The organism is Streptomyces sp. NPDC043726 (genome assembly GCF_056436565.1).
In genome coordinates this window covers 158,585-173,230 of record NZ_JBWKCI010000016.1, presented here as the reverse complement: position 1 = coordinate 173,230, position 14,646 = coordinate 158,585, and the positions used below count along the sequence as shown (strand labels likewise).

Here is a 14,646-nt window from a genome sequence, read left to right as displayed (position 1 = left end):
ATCATCCCGGCGCTGTTCGCGGCCGTCTACCCGGGCCTGGACAAGCTCAACATCATGAACCTGTCCTCGCCGGACTCCGCGATCCTGTCCGCGGTGGTCTTCAACGCGCTGATCATCATCGCGCTGGTACCGCTCGCTCTGAAGGGCGTGCGGTACCGGCCGATGAGCGCGGACCGGATGCTGCGGCGGAACCTCGGGATCTACGGGCTCGGCGGACTGATCGCGCCCTTCATCGGCATCAAGCTCATCGACATGATCATCTCGTTGATCCCCGGGATCGGGTGAAGGACCATGAACAACTCTGTCGTGAACACCGGACGGTTGCTGGGCGCGGCCCTGCGGGCACTGCTCGTGTTGACCGTGCTCACAGGGGTTCTGTATCCGCTGGCCGTCACAGGTGTGGCCCAGGCGCTCTTCAACCACAAGGCGAACGGCTCGGAGGTCAAGTCGGACGGCAAGGTCGTCGGTTCGTCCCTCATCGGGCAACAGGGCTACAGCCTGGACTACTTCCAGCCCCGGCCCGCCAACGGGCTGGGCGAGAACTCGGTCAACACCCAGTACAAGCTGATCCTCTCGGGCGCCACGAACCGTTCCGGTGACAACGCCGAGCTGATCCAGTGGGTGGAGGAGGCGATGGCGAAGGTCGTCAAGGAGAACTCCGTACCCGGCTACACGGTCGAGCCCTCCGACGTACCGGCCGACGCCGTCACCTCCTCCGGCTCCGGTCTCGACCCGGACATCTCCCCGCAGTACGCCGACCTCCAGGTGCACCGGGTCGCCGAGCGCAACGGCCTGTCCGTCGCCCAGGTGGAGAAGCTGGTCGAGGACCACACGGAGGGCCGCACCTTCGGCTTCATCGGCGAGCCCCGGGTGAACGTCCTCGAACTCAACATCGCCCTCAAGGAACTCGCGGCGAAGAGCTGATGCCGTTACCCGCCCCAGCGGGAGCCGGCCCCGGGCACTGGTGATCAACCTGGAGGCACGGGGGTACGGCGTGGACGCGGCCCCCGACGGCACGACCGCCCTGCGGCTGGCCGCGGTCCGCGGTCCCGACGCCGTCCTGCTCGACCTGGGCCTGCCGGACATGGACGGCGTCGAGGTGATCAGGGCTCTGCGCGGCCGGACCGGTGTGCCGATCCTGGTGCTGTCCGCCCGACCCGGGTCCGACGAGAAGGTCGAGGCGCTGGCGGCGGGCGCGGACGACTTCGTCACCAAGCCTTTCAGCATCGACGAGTTGATGGCGCGGCCGCGGGCGGCGGTCCGTCGCACCGGGACCCTGCCGCCCGCGCCGGAGGCGACCCTGGTGGAGACGGCCGAGTTCACCCTCGACCTGCTCGCCAGGAAGGCCGTCCGGCACGGGCGCGCTGTGCGGCTGACGCCGACGGAGTGGCACCTGCTGGAGATCCTGGTCACCCACCCCGGCCGACTGGTCACGCAGGCGCGTCTGCTCCAGGAGGTCTGGGGGTCGCGCAGCACGTCAAGAGCAACTACCTGAGGGTCTACGCCTAGCCGTTGCCGCTCCCCCCGCCTGCCCTTACAGTCCGCTCCGTAATGTTCGCCAACCAGACCGAATGTTTCGCCCGGTCTTCGGAAGGACTGACAGATGCGGACGTACGACAACCCCGTCCTCCCCGGCTTCCACCCCGACCCCAGCGTGTGCCGGGTCGGTGAGGACTATTACCTGGTCTGTTCCAGCTTCGAGTACTTCCCGGCGGTGCCGGTCTTCCACAGTCGAGACCTCGTCCACTGGCGTCAGATCGGCAACGTCCTCGACCGCCCGGGCCAGTTCGAGGTGCCGCACGACCTGCGCGTCTCCGATGGCGTCTACGCACCGACGATCCGCCACCACCAGGGCCGCTTCCACGTCATCACCACCAACGTCGGCGCCGGGGGCAACTTCCTCGTCACCGCCGATCGCCCCGAGGGCCCCTGGTCGGACCCGGTGTGGATCGACCTGCCCGGCATCGACCCCGACCTCGCCTGGGACGAGGACGGCACCTGCTGGAGCGCGGTCGCCGGAGTGGGGCTCGCGCGGATCGACCCGGTCGCCGGCAAGGTGCTGGAGGGGCCGGTCCCGGTGTGGTCCGGGTCCGGCATGTCGGATCCGGAGGGGCCGCATCTGTACCGCGTCGGCGAGTGGTGGTACCTGATGGTGGCCGAGGGCGGCACCGCGGACGGCCACAGTGTGTCGATCGCCCGCGGCCGCTCTCCCCGGGGGCCGTTCGAACCGGCCCCGCACAACCCCATCCTGTCCAACCGCAGCACCGGCCTGCCGATCCAGTGCACCGGCCACGCCGACCTCGTCCAGTCGGCCGACGGCAGTTGGTGGATGGTCCTGCTGGGGACCCGCCCGCGCGGTTTCTTCCCCAGGTTCCACGTGCTCGGGCGCGAGACGTTCCTGGTCCCGGTGGAGTGGCGGGACGGCTGGCCGTACGTCGGCACCGTACGGGAGCGGTACGAGGCGCCCGCGGCCCTGCACCCCTTCCCGCCCGAGCCCGCCCGCGACGACTTCGACGCCCCGGACCTCGCCCCTCGGTACATCTCCCCGCGTCACCGACCCGACGGCTCCTGGTCGCTGGACGAACGGCACGGATGGCTCACCCTGCACGCCACGGGCGACAGCCTCGACCGGCCGGGCCACACCTTCGTCGGGCGCCGGCAGCAGCATCACGACTGCCGGGTGGCGGCCCGGGTGGACGCCGGTGACGGCCGCGCGGGCCTGAGCGTCCGCATGGACGAGGCCCACCACTACGACATCGAGGTGTACGACGGCACGGTCGCCGTACTGGCCCGGATCGGCCCACTTCGCCAGTCCGTGGCCCAACTCCCCGTACCGCCGGGGCCGGTGACGCTCACGGTGGAGGTCCGTACGGCCGACGCGCCGCCGCCCGCCGAGGGCGTCCGGGCCGGCGGGCCCGACACGATCGCCTTCTCGGTCGAAAGCGAAGAGAGCCCGACGATGCTGGCCGAACTGGACGGCCGCTATCTCTCCACGCAGGTCGCGGGCGGGTTCACCGGACGGGTGATCGGCATGTACGTCACCGAGGGCAGCGCGGCTTTCGACTGGTTCGAGTACCGCGAGCGGGACTCCGCGGGCCGCTGACCCCAACTCCGGCCCGACAACGCGTGAGTCGTCGCCGGATTCCCCGTGTACGAGGGGTTGCCACCCGTCAGGCGCTGTCTCTAGGGTGCGGCAGCAGCGAAGCTTTCTGGATTGATCCCGAAACTTTCGAAACCTCGGTGGGCGGAACGACGTGCCGTCCCGGATCTCAAGGAGCGCATAATGGGCGACCCGGCACTGTCCCGCCGCGGCTTTCTGGCGGCCTCCGCCGCAGCCGGTCTGAGCATGACGGCACTGAGCGGCTGCGGCGGCGACTCGGACGGAGGGTCGTCCGACGGCACGACCACCATCGAGTGGTGGAACATCTCCACCACCCAGCCCACGAAGGACGTCTGGGCCGCCCTCGCCAAGAAGTTCGAGGCCCAGAACCCCAAGGTCAAGATAAAGATCGTCCAGCTGGAGAACGACGCCTACAAGTCGAAGATGACGGCGCTGACCGCCTCCGGGAAGCTCCCGGACATCTTCCACACCTGGGGCGGGGGCGTCCTCAGGCAGCAGGTCGACGCGGGACTCGTCGAGGACCTCACGGACCGCACCAAGGACTGGGCCGACGGACTGGTGCCGGTCGCCAAGGAGCCGTACCTGCTCGACGAGAAGGTGTACGGCATTCCCTTCGACATCGGCATGATCGGCTTCTGGTACAACAAGGCGCTGTTCAAGAAGGCGGGCATCAGCGCGCCCCCGGCCACCTGGAGCGCCTTCCTGGAGGCGGTGGAGAAGCTCAAGTCCGCCGGTGTCACCCCGCTCGCCCTCGCGGGCAAGGAGAGCTGGACCGGCATGTACTACTGGGCCTACCTCGCCATGCGCACGGCCGGTGCGGAGGCCCTCCAGAAGGCCAACGACGACAAGGACTTCACCGCGCCGGGACTCGTCCAGGCAGGCGAACACCTCAAGGAACTCGTCGAACTGGAGCCGTTCCAGAAGGGCTTCCTCGGCGCCTCCTACTCGGGACCGACCGGACAGGCGGCCGCCGTCGGCAACGGCAAGGCGGCCATGGAGCTCATGGGCCAGTGGGCGCCCGTCGTGCAGGCCGACGTCGGCAAGGGGCTCGGGGACGACCTCGGGTTCTTCCCCTTCCCCGCGGTCGAGGGCGGCCAGGGCACGATCACCGAGGTCTTCGGCGGAGGCGGCGGGCACGCCCTGCGCAGTGGCGCCCCGCAGGCGGCCGTGGACTTCCTGAAGTACTTCGCCTCGGAGACGACCGACGTGGAACTGGTCAAGAAGACCGGCGTGCTCCCGGTCGTCCCGGCCGCCGCGAGCGCCATCACCGACCCCAACATCAAGGCCGTACAGAAGGAGTTGACGGCCGCGACCGGCTTCCAGCTCTACCTCGACCAGGCTTACGCGCCCGCGCTGGGCCAAGAGGTCAACGACAGCGTCGGGGCGCTCATCGCCGGGTCCAAGTCGCCCGAGCAGGTCACCGACTCGATCACCCAGGTCGCGAAGGAAGAGCAGTAGTCGCCGATGACCTTCACCTCGCTCAAGGACGAACGGGGCGGTCCCGGCCTCGACGTCCCGCCCCCGCCCGCCACCGAGGTCCGGGGGCGGGCCCGGCGGCGGGCCCTGAACTGGCTGACCGCGGTCTCCTTCCAGGTGCCCGCCCTGGTGCTGTTCGGCGTCCTGGTCCTGCTGCCGATCCTGTTCGCGCTGTACGCCGCCTTCTTCCGGTGGGGCGGCTTCGGCATGCCCTCCGACTACATCGGCGTCGACAACTTCACCCGGCTCCTCGACGACCCGGTCTTCCTCGGTGACCTGTGGCGCTGCCTGGTCCTGGTTCTACTCTCGCTCGCCCTGCAACTGCCGTTCGCGCTCGCCATGGCCGTCGCGCTCAACCAGCGCATGCGCGGCCGGGCCGTGTACCGGATGCTGTTCTTCGCGCCGTACGTGCTCTCCGAGGCCATCACCGGCGTGCTGTTCAGCATGATCTTCGCGCCGGGCGACGGTCTCGCGGACGAAGTCCTCGGCGGTATCGGCCTGGACGGTCTGGGCGGTGAGTGGTTCGCCGACCCGGACATGGTGATGGCCACCCTGTTCCTGGTGATGACCTGGAAGTACTTCGGCTTCCACATGATGCTCTACCTGGCCGGACTCCAGTCCATTCCCAAGGAGTTGCACGAGGCGGCGCTCATCGACGGCGCCGGGCCCTGGCAGCGGTTCCGCAGCGTCACCCTCCCGCTGCTCGCGCCCACCCTGCGGATCAGCGTCTTCCTGTCCGTCATCGGGGCGATCCAGCTCTTCGACCTGGTCTGGGTGGTCACCGCGGGCGGCCCCGACCACCACTCCGAGACGATGGCCGTGACCATGTTCCAGTTCGGGTTCAAGCGCTACCAGGTCGGCTACGCCAGCGCGATCAGCGTGGCCATGTTCGCCATCAGCCTCGTCTTCGCCCTCGCCTACCAGCGGTTCGTGCTCCGCCGGGACCTCGAGGGCGCGACCACGACCATGCGGGGAGGCGTCAAGTGACCGTCAAGCGCAAGTCCCGTGGGCGGAACCTGCCGCTCCATCTCCTGCTGATCACGGTCGGCGCGGTGATGGGCATCCCCCTGCTCTACGCCGTCCTCTCCGGCTTCAAGTCCACCGACCAGCTCTCCAGCAATACCATCGGGCTGCCCGACCCCTGGGTGACCGGCAACTACACCGACATCCTGGCCTCCAGCGACTTCTGGCGGCTGGTCGGCAACTCCACCCTGATCGCGGTGGCCACGACGGTCATCGTCGTCGCGGCCTCGGCGCTGGCCGCCTTCTCCTTCGCGCGCTTCGCCTTCCGCGGCCGGGAGGTGCTGTTCACGCTGTTCACGATGGGGCTGATGTTCCCCTTCGCCGTGGCGGCGCTGCCGCTGTTCCTGCTGCTGCGCTCGATGGACCTGCTGGACAACCCGCTCGGGGTGATCCTCCCGCAGGCCGCCTTCGGACTGCCGATGACCATCATCATCCTGCGCGGCTTCTTCCGGCAGATCCCCGGTGAGCTGGAGGAGGCGGCCACCCTCGACGGCTGCGGTCCGCTCGGCTTCTTCTGGCGGGTGCTGCTGCCGATGGCGCGGCCCGCGCTCGGCACGGTCTCCGTGCTCGCGGTCGTCACCAGCTGGAACAACTTCTTCCTGCCGCTGCTGGTCTTCAACGACCCCACCTGGTGGACGATCCCGATCGGCGTGCAGCAGTTCCAGGGCCAGTACTCGCAGGACGTGGCCCGCGTCTTCGCCTACCTCGTCCTCGCCATGGTCCCCGCCCTGGCCTTCTACTCCGTCGCCGAACGCCAGCTCGTCGGCGGTCTCACCGCCGGTGCCACCAAGGGATGACCCGCCACCGGCGGACGTACGGCTCACCCACACCCCCTTGTCCGTGAGGAGTCGCACCATGCGCACGAACCGTCTCAGACTCGTCGGCGCGCTCGCCGCCGTCCTGGTCGCGGTCACCGCCCCGACCGCCCAGGCCGGCGGGGAGGAGCCGACGCTCGCCGACCTGGCCCAGCGCCACGGCCGCTACTTCGGCAGCGCCACCGACAACCCCGAGCTGGTCGATGAGCCGTACAAGGCCATCCTCGGCAGCGAGTTCGACCAGATCACCCCCGGCAACGGCATGAAGTGGTACGCCACCGAGCCCCAGCAGGGCGTCTTCGACTTCTCCCAGGGCGACGAGATCGTCGACCTCGCCCGCGCGAACCACCAGAAGGTGCGCGGCCACACCCTGGTCTGGCACAGTCAGCTGCCCGACTGGCTGACGTCCCGGGAGTGGACGGCGCCGGAGCTGCGCGCCGTACTGAAGAAGCACATCCAGACGGAGGTACGGCACTACCGCGGCAAGGTGTTCGCCTGGGACGTCGTCAACGAGGCGTTCAACGAGGACGGCACCTACCGGGAGACGATCTTCTACAAGACGCTCGGCCCCGGCTACATCGCCGACGCGCTGCGCTGGGCCCACCAGGCCGACCCGCGCGTGAAGCTCTACCTCAACGACTACAACATCGAGTCCGTCGGCCCGAAGAGCGATGCCTACTACCGGCTCGCCAAGGAGCTGAGAGCCCAGGGCGTTCCGCTGCACGGCATCGGCCTGCAGGCCCATCTGGCGCTCCAGTACGGCTATCCGACCACGCTGGAGGACAACCTGCGCCGCTTCTCGCGGCTGGGCCTGGACACCGCGCTCACCGAGGTCGACATCCGGATGTACGTGCCGGCGGACGAGCAGAAGCTCGCCACGCAGGCCGAGTGGTACCGGGACCTGACCGAGGCGTGCCTGGCGGTGCGCCGGTGCGTCGGCATCACGATCTGGGACTACACCGACAAGTACAGCTGGATTCCGGCGTTCTTCGAGGGCGAGGGCGCGGCCCTGCCGTGGGACGAGCAACTCGCGCCGAAGCCCGCGTACTTCGCGATCCGCGACGCGCTCAAGTAGCGGGCCGGGCGGGGCCGGTGCGCGGAACGCGTCTGCGGCCGGCCCCTCAGGTCTCCGGAGGGCGTGCGGGCCGCCCGGTCGTGCTCAGGCCGCGGTCGCCACCCGCAGCGGGCGGTGCGGGGCGATGATCTGGCCGTCGGGCAGGAGCTCACCGGTGTCCTCGAAGAGCAGTACGCCGTTGCACAGCAGGCTCCAGCCCTGCTCCGGGTGGTGCGCCACGAGGCGGGCGGATTCCCGGTCGGCGGAGTCTGCGGTGGGACACGGTGGCTGGTGCTGGCACATGGGTGGGATCTTCCGCTCTGACGTGGTGTTCATGGCCGCCCCCGTTGCGACAAGTGGTTCGAACCCAGTGTTGCCCCACGGGCGTCGATCCGCAGGGATTTCGGTGCACCGCTTCTCACAGGTTGATGACGCATCACTCGCGCGGACGGTTCATCCCAACTGCACTGTCATTTTGGGTGGTTCGGAGTGGCCGGATGGGGCTAGTCCATGCAGGTCGGAGGCTCGTGGGAGCGTCATGGTGCTCGTACGAGCAAGCAGGCGGCGCACCCGACGCCGTACCCCGCGACCGGCGACCGGTGGCGGGGTACGGGGGCGGTTCTTCCGGGTTTCTCAGGCGGGTGAGCCGAGGAGGGGCGCCGGGGTTACGCGGTGGGTCAGCACCGGGAGCAGATCGGCGACCCGGTGCGGCCGGTGGGCCGCGATGCCGGGCGGCGCGGGCGCCAGCGGGACCAGCAGGTCCGTGGGTTCGGGATGGCCGATGGAGGCGTCGGCGGCGCAGTCGCCGTGCAGCCACAGGGTGAGCATGTACAGGCCGGGCACCGACAGCAGCCGGGGCTGGTAGGCCTGCGGCATCGTCTCGGCCTGTCGCAGCGCGAGCTCGGTCGAGGTGATGTACGGGCCCTCGAAGAAGTGCGAGAAGGCCCAGCCGTCCGGGGTCAGCCGGGTCTCGGCGGCGGCGACGGCACGGTCGCCGCAGCGGATCAGGAAGCGCCAGCCGGTCAGCCGGGTGGTGGACGGGCCGGTGGCGGTGATCCCGTCCAGCACGTGCACCGGCAACGGCAGCTCGGGCGTGGCGGGTCCCTGGGCTGCGCGCAGGGACGGTGTTCGGGCCTCGCGGACCGCGGTGGGGGACCCGAGTGCGGTGAGGACGGAGCGAAGTGCGGGCGCGGGAGCCGGGGGGACATGCAGCGGCATGGTGGGTCGCCTCTCATGAGACAGGCACGGTGGCGCGAGGGCGGGGCGGACGGCGCTGTCAGCTCGCGGGGGCAAAGTGGTGTGGGCCGAGGTCTGGGTACGTGGGTGCGCGTGAGACCTGCCGCAGTCCATTGCTGCGGCAGGTTCTCCGACCCGGGCGCCAACCTTCTGCCTTGTTCGCGGAGTTTATACGACAAGTGTTCAGTGAGTGTTTCGTCTACCCGCTTCCGGCGCACTCGGCAAGGGCGCATTCGGACGGCGATGCGCGGGAATCATCCCGATTTCGGAAGGGGTGGACGCCGATGACCTCGGGTAATGCGCGAGAAGCGGTCGGCCAATTCTCGTCGGCGTTTTTCACGAGTTCGTCAACCGCGCGAATCCTTGCGCTGACCCATGCCCGGCGAATGTGCCGCCGGTCACGTCCGACAGCCTAGCGGGCGGCGGGCTCGTCCGGGGACGTTATCGATCGCTTCGGCTGGGCATCATCCCAACCGACCCGGGACACCGACCGGCGGCCGGATCCTCCGCCCGCCCATACGAGGAGGGATGCTCCGATGGGGGAGAAGGTCGTGGCAGGTCGGTTCGATCTGTCCGACCGCCAGCGCTACCGCGACAAGCTCCGGAAGTGTCTGGCGGGCCTGGAGCGGCTTCTGGCGGAGAAGCGGTTCGATCGCCCGAAGAACCTCATGGGGCTCGAGATCGAATTGAATCTCGCTGGAGCCGACGGCATGCCGAGAATGTTGAATGCGCAGGTTCTCGAGCGGATCGCGAGTCGGGATTTCCAAACAGAACTCGCCATGTTCAACCTGGAAGTCAACATCGCGCCACACCGGCTGGGCGGCCGGGTATTCGACCGTCTCGCCGAGGAACTCCGCACCTCCTTGGCATATGCCGACCGGAAAGCCGCTGAGCTGGACGCGGGAATCATGATGATCGGCATTCTGCCGACGCTCGACCGCGATGACCTGGTCTCGTCCAACCTCTCCGACGTCGACCGCTACACCCTGCTCAACGACCAGATCGTGGCCGCCCGCGGGGAGGACTTCCGGCTCGACATCGACGGCGTGGAGCACCTCAGCTGCACCTCGGGGTCGATAGCGCCCGAGGCCGCCTGTACCTCCGTCCAGCTGCACCTCCAGGTCACCCCGGGCCGCTTCGCCGACGTCTGGAACGCCGCCCAGGCCGTAGCCGCCGTCCAGGTCGCGATCGGCGCCAACTCGCCCTTCCTGTTCGGCCGCGAGCTGTGGCGCGAGTCCCGCCCGCCGCTGTTCCAGCAGTCCACCGACACCCGCCCGCCCGAGCTGCAGGCCCAGGGGGTGCGGCCGCGCACCTGGTTCGGGGAGCGGTGGATCTCCTCCGCCTACGACCTCTTCGAGGAGAACCTGCGCTACTACCCCGCGCTCCTGCCGATCTGCGACGACGAGGACCCGCTCCAGGTGCTCGACGAGGGCGGCGTCCCGAGCCTGGCCGAGCTGGTCCTGCACAACGGCACGGTGTACCGCTGGAACCGCCCGGTCTACGGCATCGCCGACGGCGTCCCGCACCTGCGGGTCGAGAACCGCGTCCTGCCCGCCGGGCCCACCATCACGGACGTCCTCGCGAACGCCGCCTTCTACTACGGCCTCATCCGCGCCCTCGCCGAGGAGCCGCGCCCGGTGTGGACGCGGCTGCCGTTCGAGGCGGCCGCCGCCAACTTCGACACCGCGTGCCGGTACGGCATCGAGGCGCGGCTGCAGTGGCCGCGGCGCGGTCGCTACGGCGGCGTCGCGGAGATCGACGCGGCCACCCTCGTACGCGACGACCTGCTGCCGCTCGCGGCGGCCGGTCTGGATGCGTGGGGCGTCGAGGCCGCCGACCGGGATCTGTATCTCGGGGTCATCGAGGAGCGGTGCCGGCGGCGGGCGAACGGCGCGTCCTGGCAGGCCGCGACCTTCCACCGCGCGCTGGAGCAGGGGCTGTCCCGGGATGCCGCGCTGGCCGCCACGACGCGCCGCTACTGCCAGCTGATGCATGTCGGCGAGCCGGTCCACACCTGGCCGGTGGGTCTCCCGGAGGCGGTACCACTGGGCTGAGGGGCGTGCGCCCGCCTCGGCCCCCGTGGGCTGATGCCGGCGTGGAGGACCGCCGAGGAGTGCCTGGACAGGGGCCGCCGCCGTTCGCCTCATACTGATCGGGCAAGCTGTGACGTCCTATGACGGTGGTGCCCCTGGGAGGCAGTGTGCAGGCGGAGGCGGGTCCCGTGGCCGGTTCATTCCCGCAGGAGGGGCCCTCGCGACGGATCCTCCGTGACGAGACGTTGCTGGTGCTCGGTGTCTCGCTCGGTGCGAGCGGGGTCTCCGCGCTGATCAGCTTCATCGGTTCGGCGACCAAGCCGGGCGGCCTGAAGGACCAGGCGGCGACCCTCAACGCCTCCGCGGCACCGGGCCGCCCCTGGCTGGACCTGGCCTGGCAGCTCTTCGGGATCACCACGTCCCTCGTGCCTGTCCTCCTCGTCGCGCACTTCCTGCTCCGCGAGGGCAGCAGCCTGCGCGCCCTGGGCTTCGACCGCACCCGCCCCTGGCCCGACCTGGCCCGCGGGGCGGCCGTCGCCGCGGTGATCGGCAGCAGCGGCATCGCCTTCTATCTCGCCGCCCGGGGTCTGGGCTTCAACCTCACCGTGGTTCCCGAGGCGCTGCCCGAGGTGTGGTGGAAGTACCCGGTGCTCGTCCTGTCGGCCCTGCAGAACGCGATCCTCGAAGAGGTCATCGTGGTCGGCTATCTGCTGCGCCGACTGCACCAGTTGGGCTGGACGCCGGGCGCCGCGCTGGCGGCCAGCTCCGTGCTGCGCGGCTCGTACCACCTCTACCAGGGCATCGGCGGCTTCATCGGGAACATGGTGATGGGCGTCGTCTTCGTCTACCTGTACCGCCGCTGGGGCCGGGTCGGCCCGCTGGTCGTGGCGCACTCGCTGCTCGACATCGGCGCGTTCGTGGGTTACGCGCTGCTCGCGGGGAAGGTCGACTGGCTGCCGACGGCGTGAAAGAGGGCGTACGACGGACTCGTACGCCCCTTTCGGCCGAGAGGCCCTAGGCCAGCAGCTCCCCGTCGATGACGGTGACCGCGCTGCCGCCGAGCAGGACGCGGTCGCCGCGCAGTTCGGTGCGGACCCGGCCGGAGCGCGCCGACGCCTGGAGGCCGGTGAGGCCGGGGCGGCCGATGCGCTCGGACCAGAAGGGGGCCAGCGCGGTGTGGGCGCTGCCCGTGACGGGGTCCTCGTCGATGCCGACGTTGGGGAAGAAGCAGCGGGAGACGAAGTCGTAGCCCCGGGAAGGGTCCTCGGCGCGGGCGGTGGCGATGATGCCGCGCTCGGAGAAGGCGCCGAGGGCGCGGTGGTCGGGGGCCAGGGAGCGGACCGTCTTCTCGTCGGCGAGCTCCACGAGCAGGTCGCCCACGTTCGGTCCGGTGTCGAAGGCGGCCAGCGGCTCGGCGCCGAGGGCGTCGGAGACCCCGGCCGGGATCTCGGTCGCGGTGAGCGGGGCGGTGGGGAAGTCCAGGGTGTACGAGCCGTCCTCGCGGGGCGTCGCGACCAGGACACCGCTGCGGGTGGCGAACCGGACCGGCCCCTCGTGCGCGCCGGAGGTGTGCAGCACATGGGCCGTGGCGAGCGTCGCGTGCCCGCACATCGCGACTTCGGCGGCGGGCGTGAACCAGCGCAGCGCCCAGTCGGCCTCCGGGTCGTCGGACAGCGGGTGGGCGAACGCGGTCTCGGCGTGGTTGACCTCCTTGGCCACGTTCTGGAGCCACTCGTCCCCGGGGAAGGCCTCGAGGAGCAGCACCCCGGCGGGGTTCCCGGAGAAGGGGCGGTCGGTGAAGGCGTCGACGATTCGGATGCGCATGGCACGACGGTAGGCGCCACGAAAACCCCGGACCAAGGCCAATCCCGGGCGACTGGACCCAATTCGCGGTGCCGTCGGCGGCTTCCGCTCCGGCAGAGGGGGCATCGTGATCCAACGTTGGCCAGAGGGCGCTGCGCACATGGGCCTGGGGTCGTCATCGTCGCGAGCGTGATCGTGGGCTGCTTCGCGGGCCCGGTCACCGGGTCGCTCGTGGCCGGAGCCTTCGCGGTCCTCTTCCTCGCCGCTCTGACGGTCATGCTCGTCTGGGGTCCGCCCTGGCCGCCGGCCGCCGGAAATCCCGCGGCTGTCGCGGGACAGCACCTGACGCGTCCGTCCGGTTCGGCCCGGGAACGAGCGAGTCCTGGCGGGGCTTGTCATGCGAACTATTCCGATATATCGTTGAGGCATCGCGACAGATCAACGATGGAATGGAGTGATTGCGATGCGTTCCCATGGATTCGAACGTGGACACGGTGGTGCCGGTCGTGAGGGCCGGGGCGGTTTCGACGGTCGGCGGGGTGCCTTCGGGCCCTTCGGGCCGGGCGGTCCCGGCTTCGGTGGCCCGGGGTTCGGCGGTGGGCCCGGCTTCGGAGGGCCGGGGCACTGGGGGCCCAGGGGCCGAGGCGGACCTAGGGGAAGGGCCCGGCGCGGTGATGTACGCGCCTCGATCCTGGCCCTGCTCAAGGACCGCCCGATGCACGGCTACGAGATGATCCAGGAGATCGCCGAGCGCAGCGGCGGGGCGTGGAAGCCCAGCCCCGGCTCGGTGTACCCCACCCTCCAGTTGCTGGAGGACGAGGGCCTGATCGCCAGCGAGAGCGAGGGCGGCAAGAAGCTGTTCTCCCTCACCGAGTCCGGCCGTGCCGCGGCCGAAGAGGGCCCCGAGGCGCCCTGGGAGGAAGCCTCCCGAGGCGTCGACTGGGAGGCCGTGAACGACATCCGGCAGGCCGGCTTCGGTCTGATGGAGGCCTTCGGCCAGGTCTGGAAGACCGGCAGCAAGGAGCAGCGCGAGAAGGCGATCTCCGTGATCAACGAAGCGCGCAAGAAGCTGTACCTGATCCTCGCCGACGAGGACTGACGGATTGACGGCCTCCCCGCCGTGACAGAGAGGCGCCCCGCGGATCGCTCCGCGGGGCGCCTCTTCGTCGTACGGCCGCTGTCGTACGGGGTGCTCAGCTCACGAGGCCCGCCAGCTTGCGCAGCGACTCGTTCAGGGCGGCCGTACCCGAGTCCTTCAGGCGGCCCGCCATCAATGACACCGCGGCGCCCGTGAACTCCCCGTCGATGCGGACCGTCGTGGCGTCGTCCCCGCCGGGCGTCAGGGTGTAGCGGGTGGCGACGCTCACCGCCATCGGCCCCTTGCCGCGCAGCGCCAGCACCCGGGCCGGCTCCAGCTCCTCGATCGTCCATTCGACCTCGGCCGGAAAGCCCATGAGTTTCATGTTCTCCTGGAAGGTCCCGCCCACTTCGAGGGCGGTCGGCCCGCCGTGCGGGAAGTTGGTGTGGGTCGCGTTCCACTCGCCGTACGCGGACCAGTCGACGAGCTGTGCCCACACCTTGTCGGCCGGTGCCCCGATCCGTGCCTCCGCGCTGACTTCGGCCATGCGACCACCCCTTCGTCTCGGGCTACGGTGTCGCGGAACGTAGTCGCAGGGCCTGGAACATTCAATACTGATGAACCGTCAGGAAGTGTGGAGGCCCCGGGCGAGGACTCAGCTCACCAGCCTTATCACCGCCGCGTCGAACAGATCCCACGCACGCGGGAAGGCGCTCTCGTCATGGCAGTGCCAGGCGTCCCAGAACAGGTCGGCGGGCAGCGCGTCCTCCGGGGCGTACACCCGGTAGACGTACTGTCTGCCGTCGACGGCCGGCAAGCCGACCAGCCAGCACCTGCTCTCCATGCACCTGTTGGACGTGTGAGGACGCGCGGTGGTTGCGCGCGGGGGGCGGATCACGGCGGCGCGCGCCGCTGAGGGGAGAAGGGCCTGATCTCATCCCCAAGGAGGAGATTCCGGCGCACCGGGTCCACTCTCCGTGGGACGCGAAGATGCATCCCTCCGTGGA

Annotated in this window: 14 protein-coding genes and 2 pseudogenes; 11 read left to right on the top strand and 5 right to left on the bottom strand. The window is 70.0% G+C overall.

Going from position 1 to position 14,646, the window contains the following annotated elements:
- The 8 genes and pseudogenes from AC068Z_RS36505 to AC068Z_RS36470 all read left to right on the top strand — a co-directional run.
- A pseudogene (locus AC068Z_RS36505) lies at window positions 1–285 on the top strand (potassium-transporting ATPase subunit B); the annotation flags it as partial.
- Window positions 286–291: 6 nt separating this feature from the next.
- Window positions 292–924, top strand: a complete 633-nt coding sequence (locus AC068Z_RS36500; protein WP_478565933.1) for a potassium-transporting ATPase subunit C — start codon at window positions 292–294, stop codon at window positions 922–924.
- Window positions 925–961: 37 nt separating this feature from the next.
- Window positions 962–1,503, top strand: a pseudogene (locus AC068Z_RS36495) (response regulator transcription factor); the annotation flags it as partial.
- 100 nt (window positions 1,504–1,603) lie between these two features.
- Complete coding sequence (locus AC068Z_RS36490) at window positions 1,604–3,103, top strand: glycoside hydrolase family 43 protein (RefSeq protein ID WP_478565930.1); 1,500 nt, start codon at window positions 1,604–1,606, stop codon at window positions 3,101–3,103.
- 180 nt (window positions 3,104–3,283) lie between these two features.
- Window positions 3,284–4,579, top strand: coding sequence for an extracellular solute-binding protein (locus AC068Z_RS36485; protein WP_478565927.1), 1,296 nt, complete (start codon window positions 3,284–3,286; stop codon window positions 4,577–4,579).
- Window positions 4,580–4,585: 6 nt separating this feature from the next.
- Window positions 4,586–5,584, top strand: coding sequence for a carbohydrate ABC transporter permease (locus tag AC068Z_RS36480; protein ID WP_478565924.1), 999 nt, complete (start codon window positions 4,586–4,588; stop codon window positions 5,582–5,584).
- A 68-nt stretch (window positions 5,585–5,652) separates the two neighbouring features.
- The gene (locus AC068Z_RS36475) at window positions 5,653–6,417 is read left to right on the top strand and encodes a carbohydrate ABC transporter permease (RefSeq protein ID WP_478565967.1); all 765 of its coding nucleotides are present in this window, start codon (window positions 5,653–5,655) and stop codon (window positions 6,415–6,417) included.
- 58 nt (window positions 6,418–6,475) lie between these two features.
- Window positions 6,476–7,510, top strand: a complete 1,035-nt coding sequence (locus tag AC068Z_RS36470) for an endo-1,4-beta-xylanase (protein WP_478565921.1) — start codon at window positions 6,476–6,478, stop codon at window positions 7,508–7,510.
- An 84-nt stretch (window positions 7,511–7,594) separates the two neighbouring features.
- On the opposite strand, the gene AC068Z_RS36465 is transcribed toward AC068Z_RS36470, so the two are convergent.
- Complete coding sequence (locus AC068Z_RS36465) at window positions 7,595–7,792, bottom strand: DUF5999 family protein (protein WP_451731324.1); 198 nt, start codon at window positions 7,790–7,792, stop codon at window positions 7,595–7,597.
- A 330-nt stretch (window positions 7,793–8,122) separates the two neighbouring features.
- Complete coding sequence (locus AC068Z_RS36460; protein WP_478565918.1) at window positions 8,123–8,707, bottom strand: hypothetical protein; 585 nt, start codon at window positions 8,705–8,707, stop codon at window positions 8,123–8,125.
- Window positions 8,708–9,261: 554 nt separating this feature from the next.
- On the opposite strand from AC068Z_RS36460, the gene AC068Z_RS36455 reads away from it, so the two are divergent.
- Both AC068Z_RS36455 and AC068Z_RS36450 read left to right on the top strand, forming a co-directional pair.
- Complete coding sequence (locus AC068Z_RS36455; protein ID WP_478565915.1) at window positions 9,262–10,779, top strand: glutamate-cysteine ligase family protein; 1,518 nt, start codon at window positions 9,262–9,264, stop codon at window positions 10,777–10,779.
- A gap of 146 nt (window positions 10,780–10,925) precedes the next feature.
- Entirely contained in the window at window positions 10,926–11,726 is an 801-nt protein-coding gene (locus AC068Z_RS36450; RefSeq protein ID WP_478565962.1) for a CPBP family intramembrane glutamic endopeptidase, read from the top strand.
- Between the two features lie 46 nt (window positions 11,727–11,772).
- On the opposite strand, the gene AC068Z_RS36445 is transcribed toward AC068Z_RS36450, so the two are convergent.
- Window positions 11,773–12,582 carry a PhzF family phenazine biosynthesis protein gene (locus tag AC068Z_RS36445; RefSeq protein ID WP_478565913.1) on the bottom strand — a complete coding sequence of 270 codons (810 nt, stop codon included), beginning with the start codon at window positions 12,580–12,582 and terminating at the stop codon, window positions 11,773–11,775.
- Between the two features lie 442 nt (window positions 12,583–13,024).
- Between AC068Z_RS36445 and AC068Z_RS36440 the strand changes: the two genes are divergently transcribed.
- Window positions 13,025–13,660 carry a PadR family transcriptional regulator gene (locus tag AC068Z_RS36440; RefSeq protein WP_478565910.1) on the top strand — a complete coding sequence of 212 codons (636 nt, stop codon included), beginning with the start codon at window positions 13,025–13,027 and terminating at the stop codon, window positions 13,658–13,660.
- A 94-nt stretch (window positions 13,661–13,754) separates the two neighbouring features.
- On the opposite strand, the gene AC068Z_RS36435 is transcribed toward AC068Z_RS36440, so the two are convergent.
- A complete protein-coding gene (locus AC068Z_RS36435) occupies window positions 13,755–14,186 on the bottom strand; it encodes a type II toxin-antitoxin system Rv0910 family toxin (RefSeq protein ID WP_478565907.1) in 432 nt (143 codons plus the stop codon).
- Window positions 14,187–14,294: 108 nt separating this feature from the next.
- A complete protein-coding gene (locus AC068Z_RS36430) occupies window positions 14,295–14,483 on the bottom strand; it encodes a hypothetical protein (RefSeq protein WP_478565904.1) in 189 nt (62 codons plus the stop codon).
- Between the last annotated feature and the right edge of the window lie 163 nt (window positions 14,484–14,646).

What these genes read in the sequence shown, in the direction of transcription:
- AC068Z_RS36500 (WP_478565933.1), top strand. Translation starts at nt 292, where the DNA reads ATGAACAACTCTGTCGTGAACACCGGACGGTTGCTGGGCGCGGCCCTG.
- AC068Z_RS36490 (WP_478565930.1), top strand. Translation starts at nt 1,604, where the DNA reads ATGCGGACGTACGACAACCCCGTCCTCCCCGGCTTCCACCCCGACCCC.
- AC068Z_RS36485 (WP_478565927.1), top strand. Translation starts at nt 3,284, where the DNA reads ATGGGCGACCCGGCACTGTCCCGCCGCGGCTTTCTGGCGGCCTCCGCC.
- AC068Z_RS36480 (WP_478565924.1), top strand. Translation starts at nt 4,586, where the DNA reads ATGACCTTCACCTCGCTCAAGGACGAACGGGGCGGTCCCGGCCTCGAC.
- AC068Z_RS36475 (WP_478565967.1), top strand. Translation starts at nt 5,653, where the DNA reads ATGGGCATCCCCCTGCTCTACGCCGTCCTCTCCGGCTTCAAGTCCACC.
- AC068Z_RS36470 (WP_478565921.1), top strand. Translation starts at nt 6,476, where the DNA reads ATGCGCACGAACCGTCTCAGACTCGTCGGCGCGCTCGCCGCCGTCCTG.
- AC068Z_RS36465 (WP_451731324.1), bottom strand. Translation starts at nt 7,792, where the DNA reads ATGTGCCAGCACCAGCCACCGTGTCCCACCGCAGACTCCGCCGACCGG.
- AC068Z_RS36460 (WP_478565918.1), bottom strand. Translation starts at nt 8,707, where the DNA reads ATGCCGCTGCATGTCCCCCCGGCTCCCGCGCCCGCACTTCGCTCCGTC.
- AC068Z_RS36455 (WP_478565915.1), top strand. Translation starts at nt 9,262, where the DNA reads ATGGGGGAGAAGGTCGTGGCAGGTCGGTTCGATCTGTCCGACCGCCAG.
- AC068Z_RS36445 (WP_478565913.1), bottom strand. Translation starts at nt 12,582, where the DNA reads ATGCGCATCCGAATCGTCGACGCCTTCACCGACCGCCCCTTCTCCGGG.
- AC068Z_RS36440 (WP_478565910.1), top strand. Translation starts at nt 13,025, where the DNA reads ATGCGTTCCCATGGATTCGAACGTGGACACGGTGGTGCCGGTCGTGAG.
- AC068Z_RS36435 (WP_478565907.1), bottom strand. Translation starts at nt 14,186, where the DNA reads ATGGCCGAAGTCAGCGCGGAGGCACGGATCGGGGCACCGGCCGACAAG.
- AC068Z_RS36430 (WP_478565904.1), bottom strand. Translation starts at nt 14,483, where the DNA reads ATGGAGAGCAGGTGCTGGCTGGTCGGCTTGCCGGCCGTCGACGGCAGA.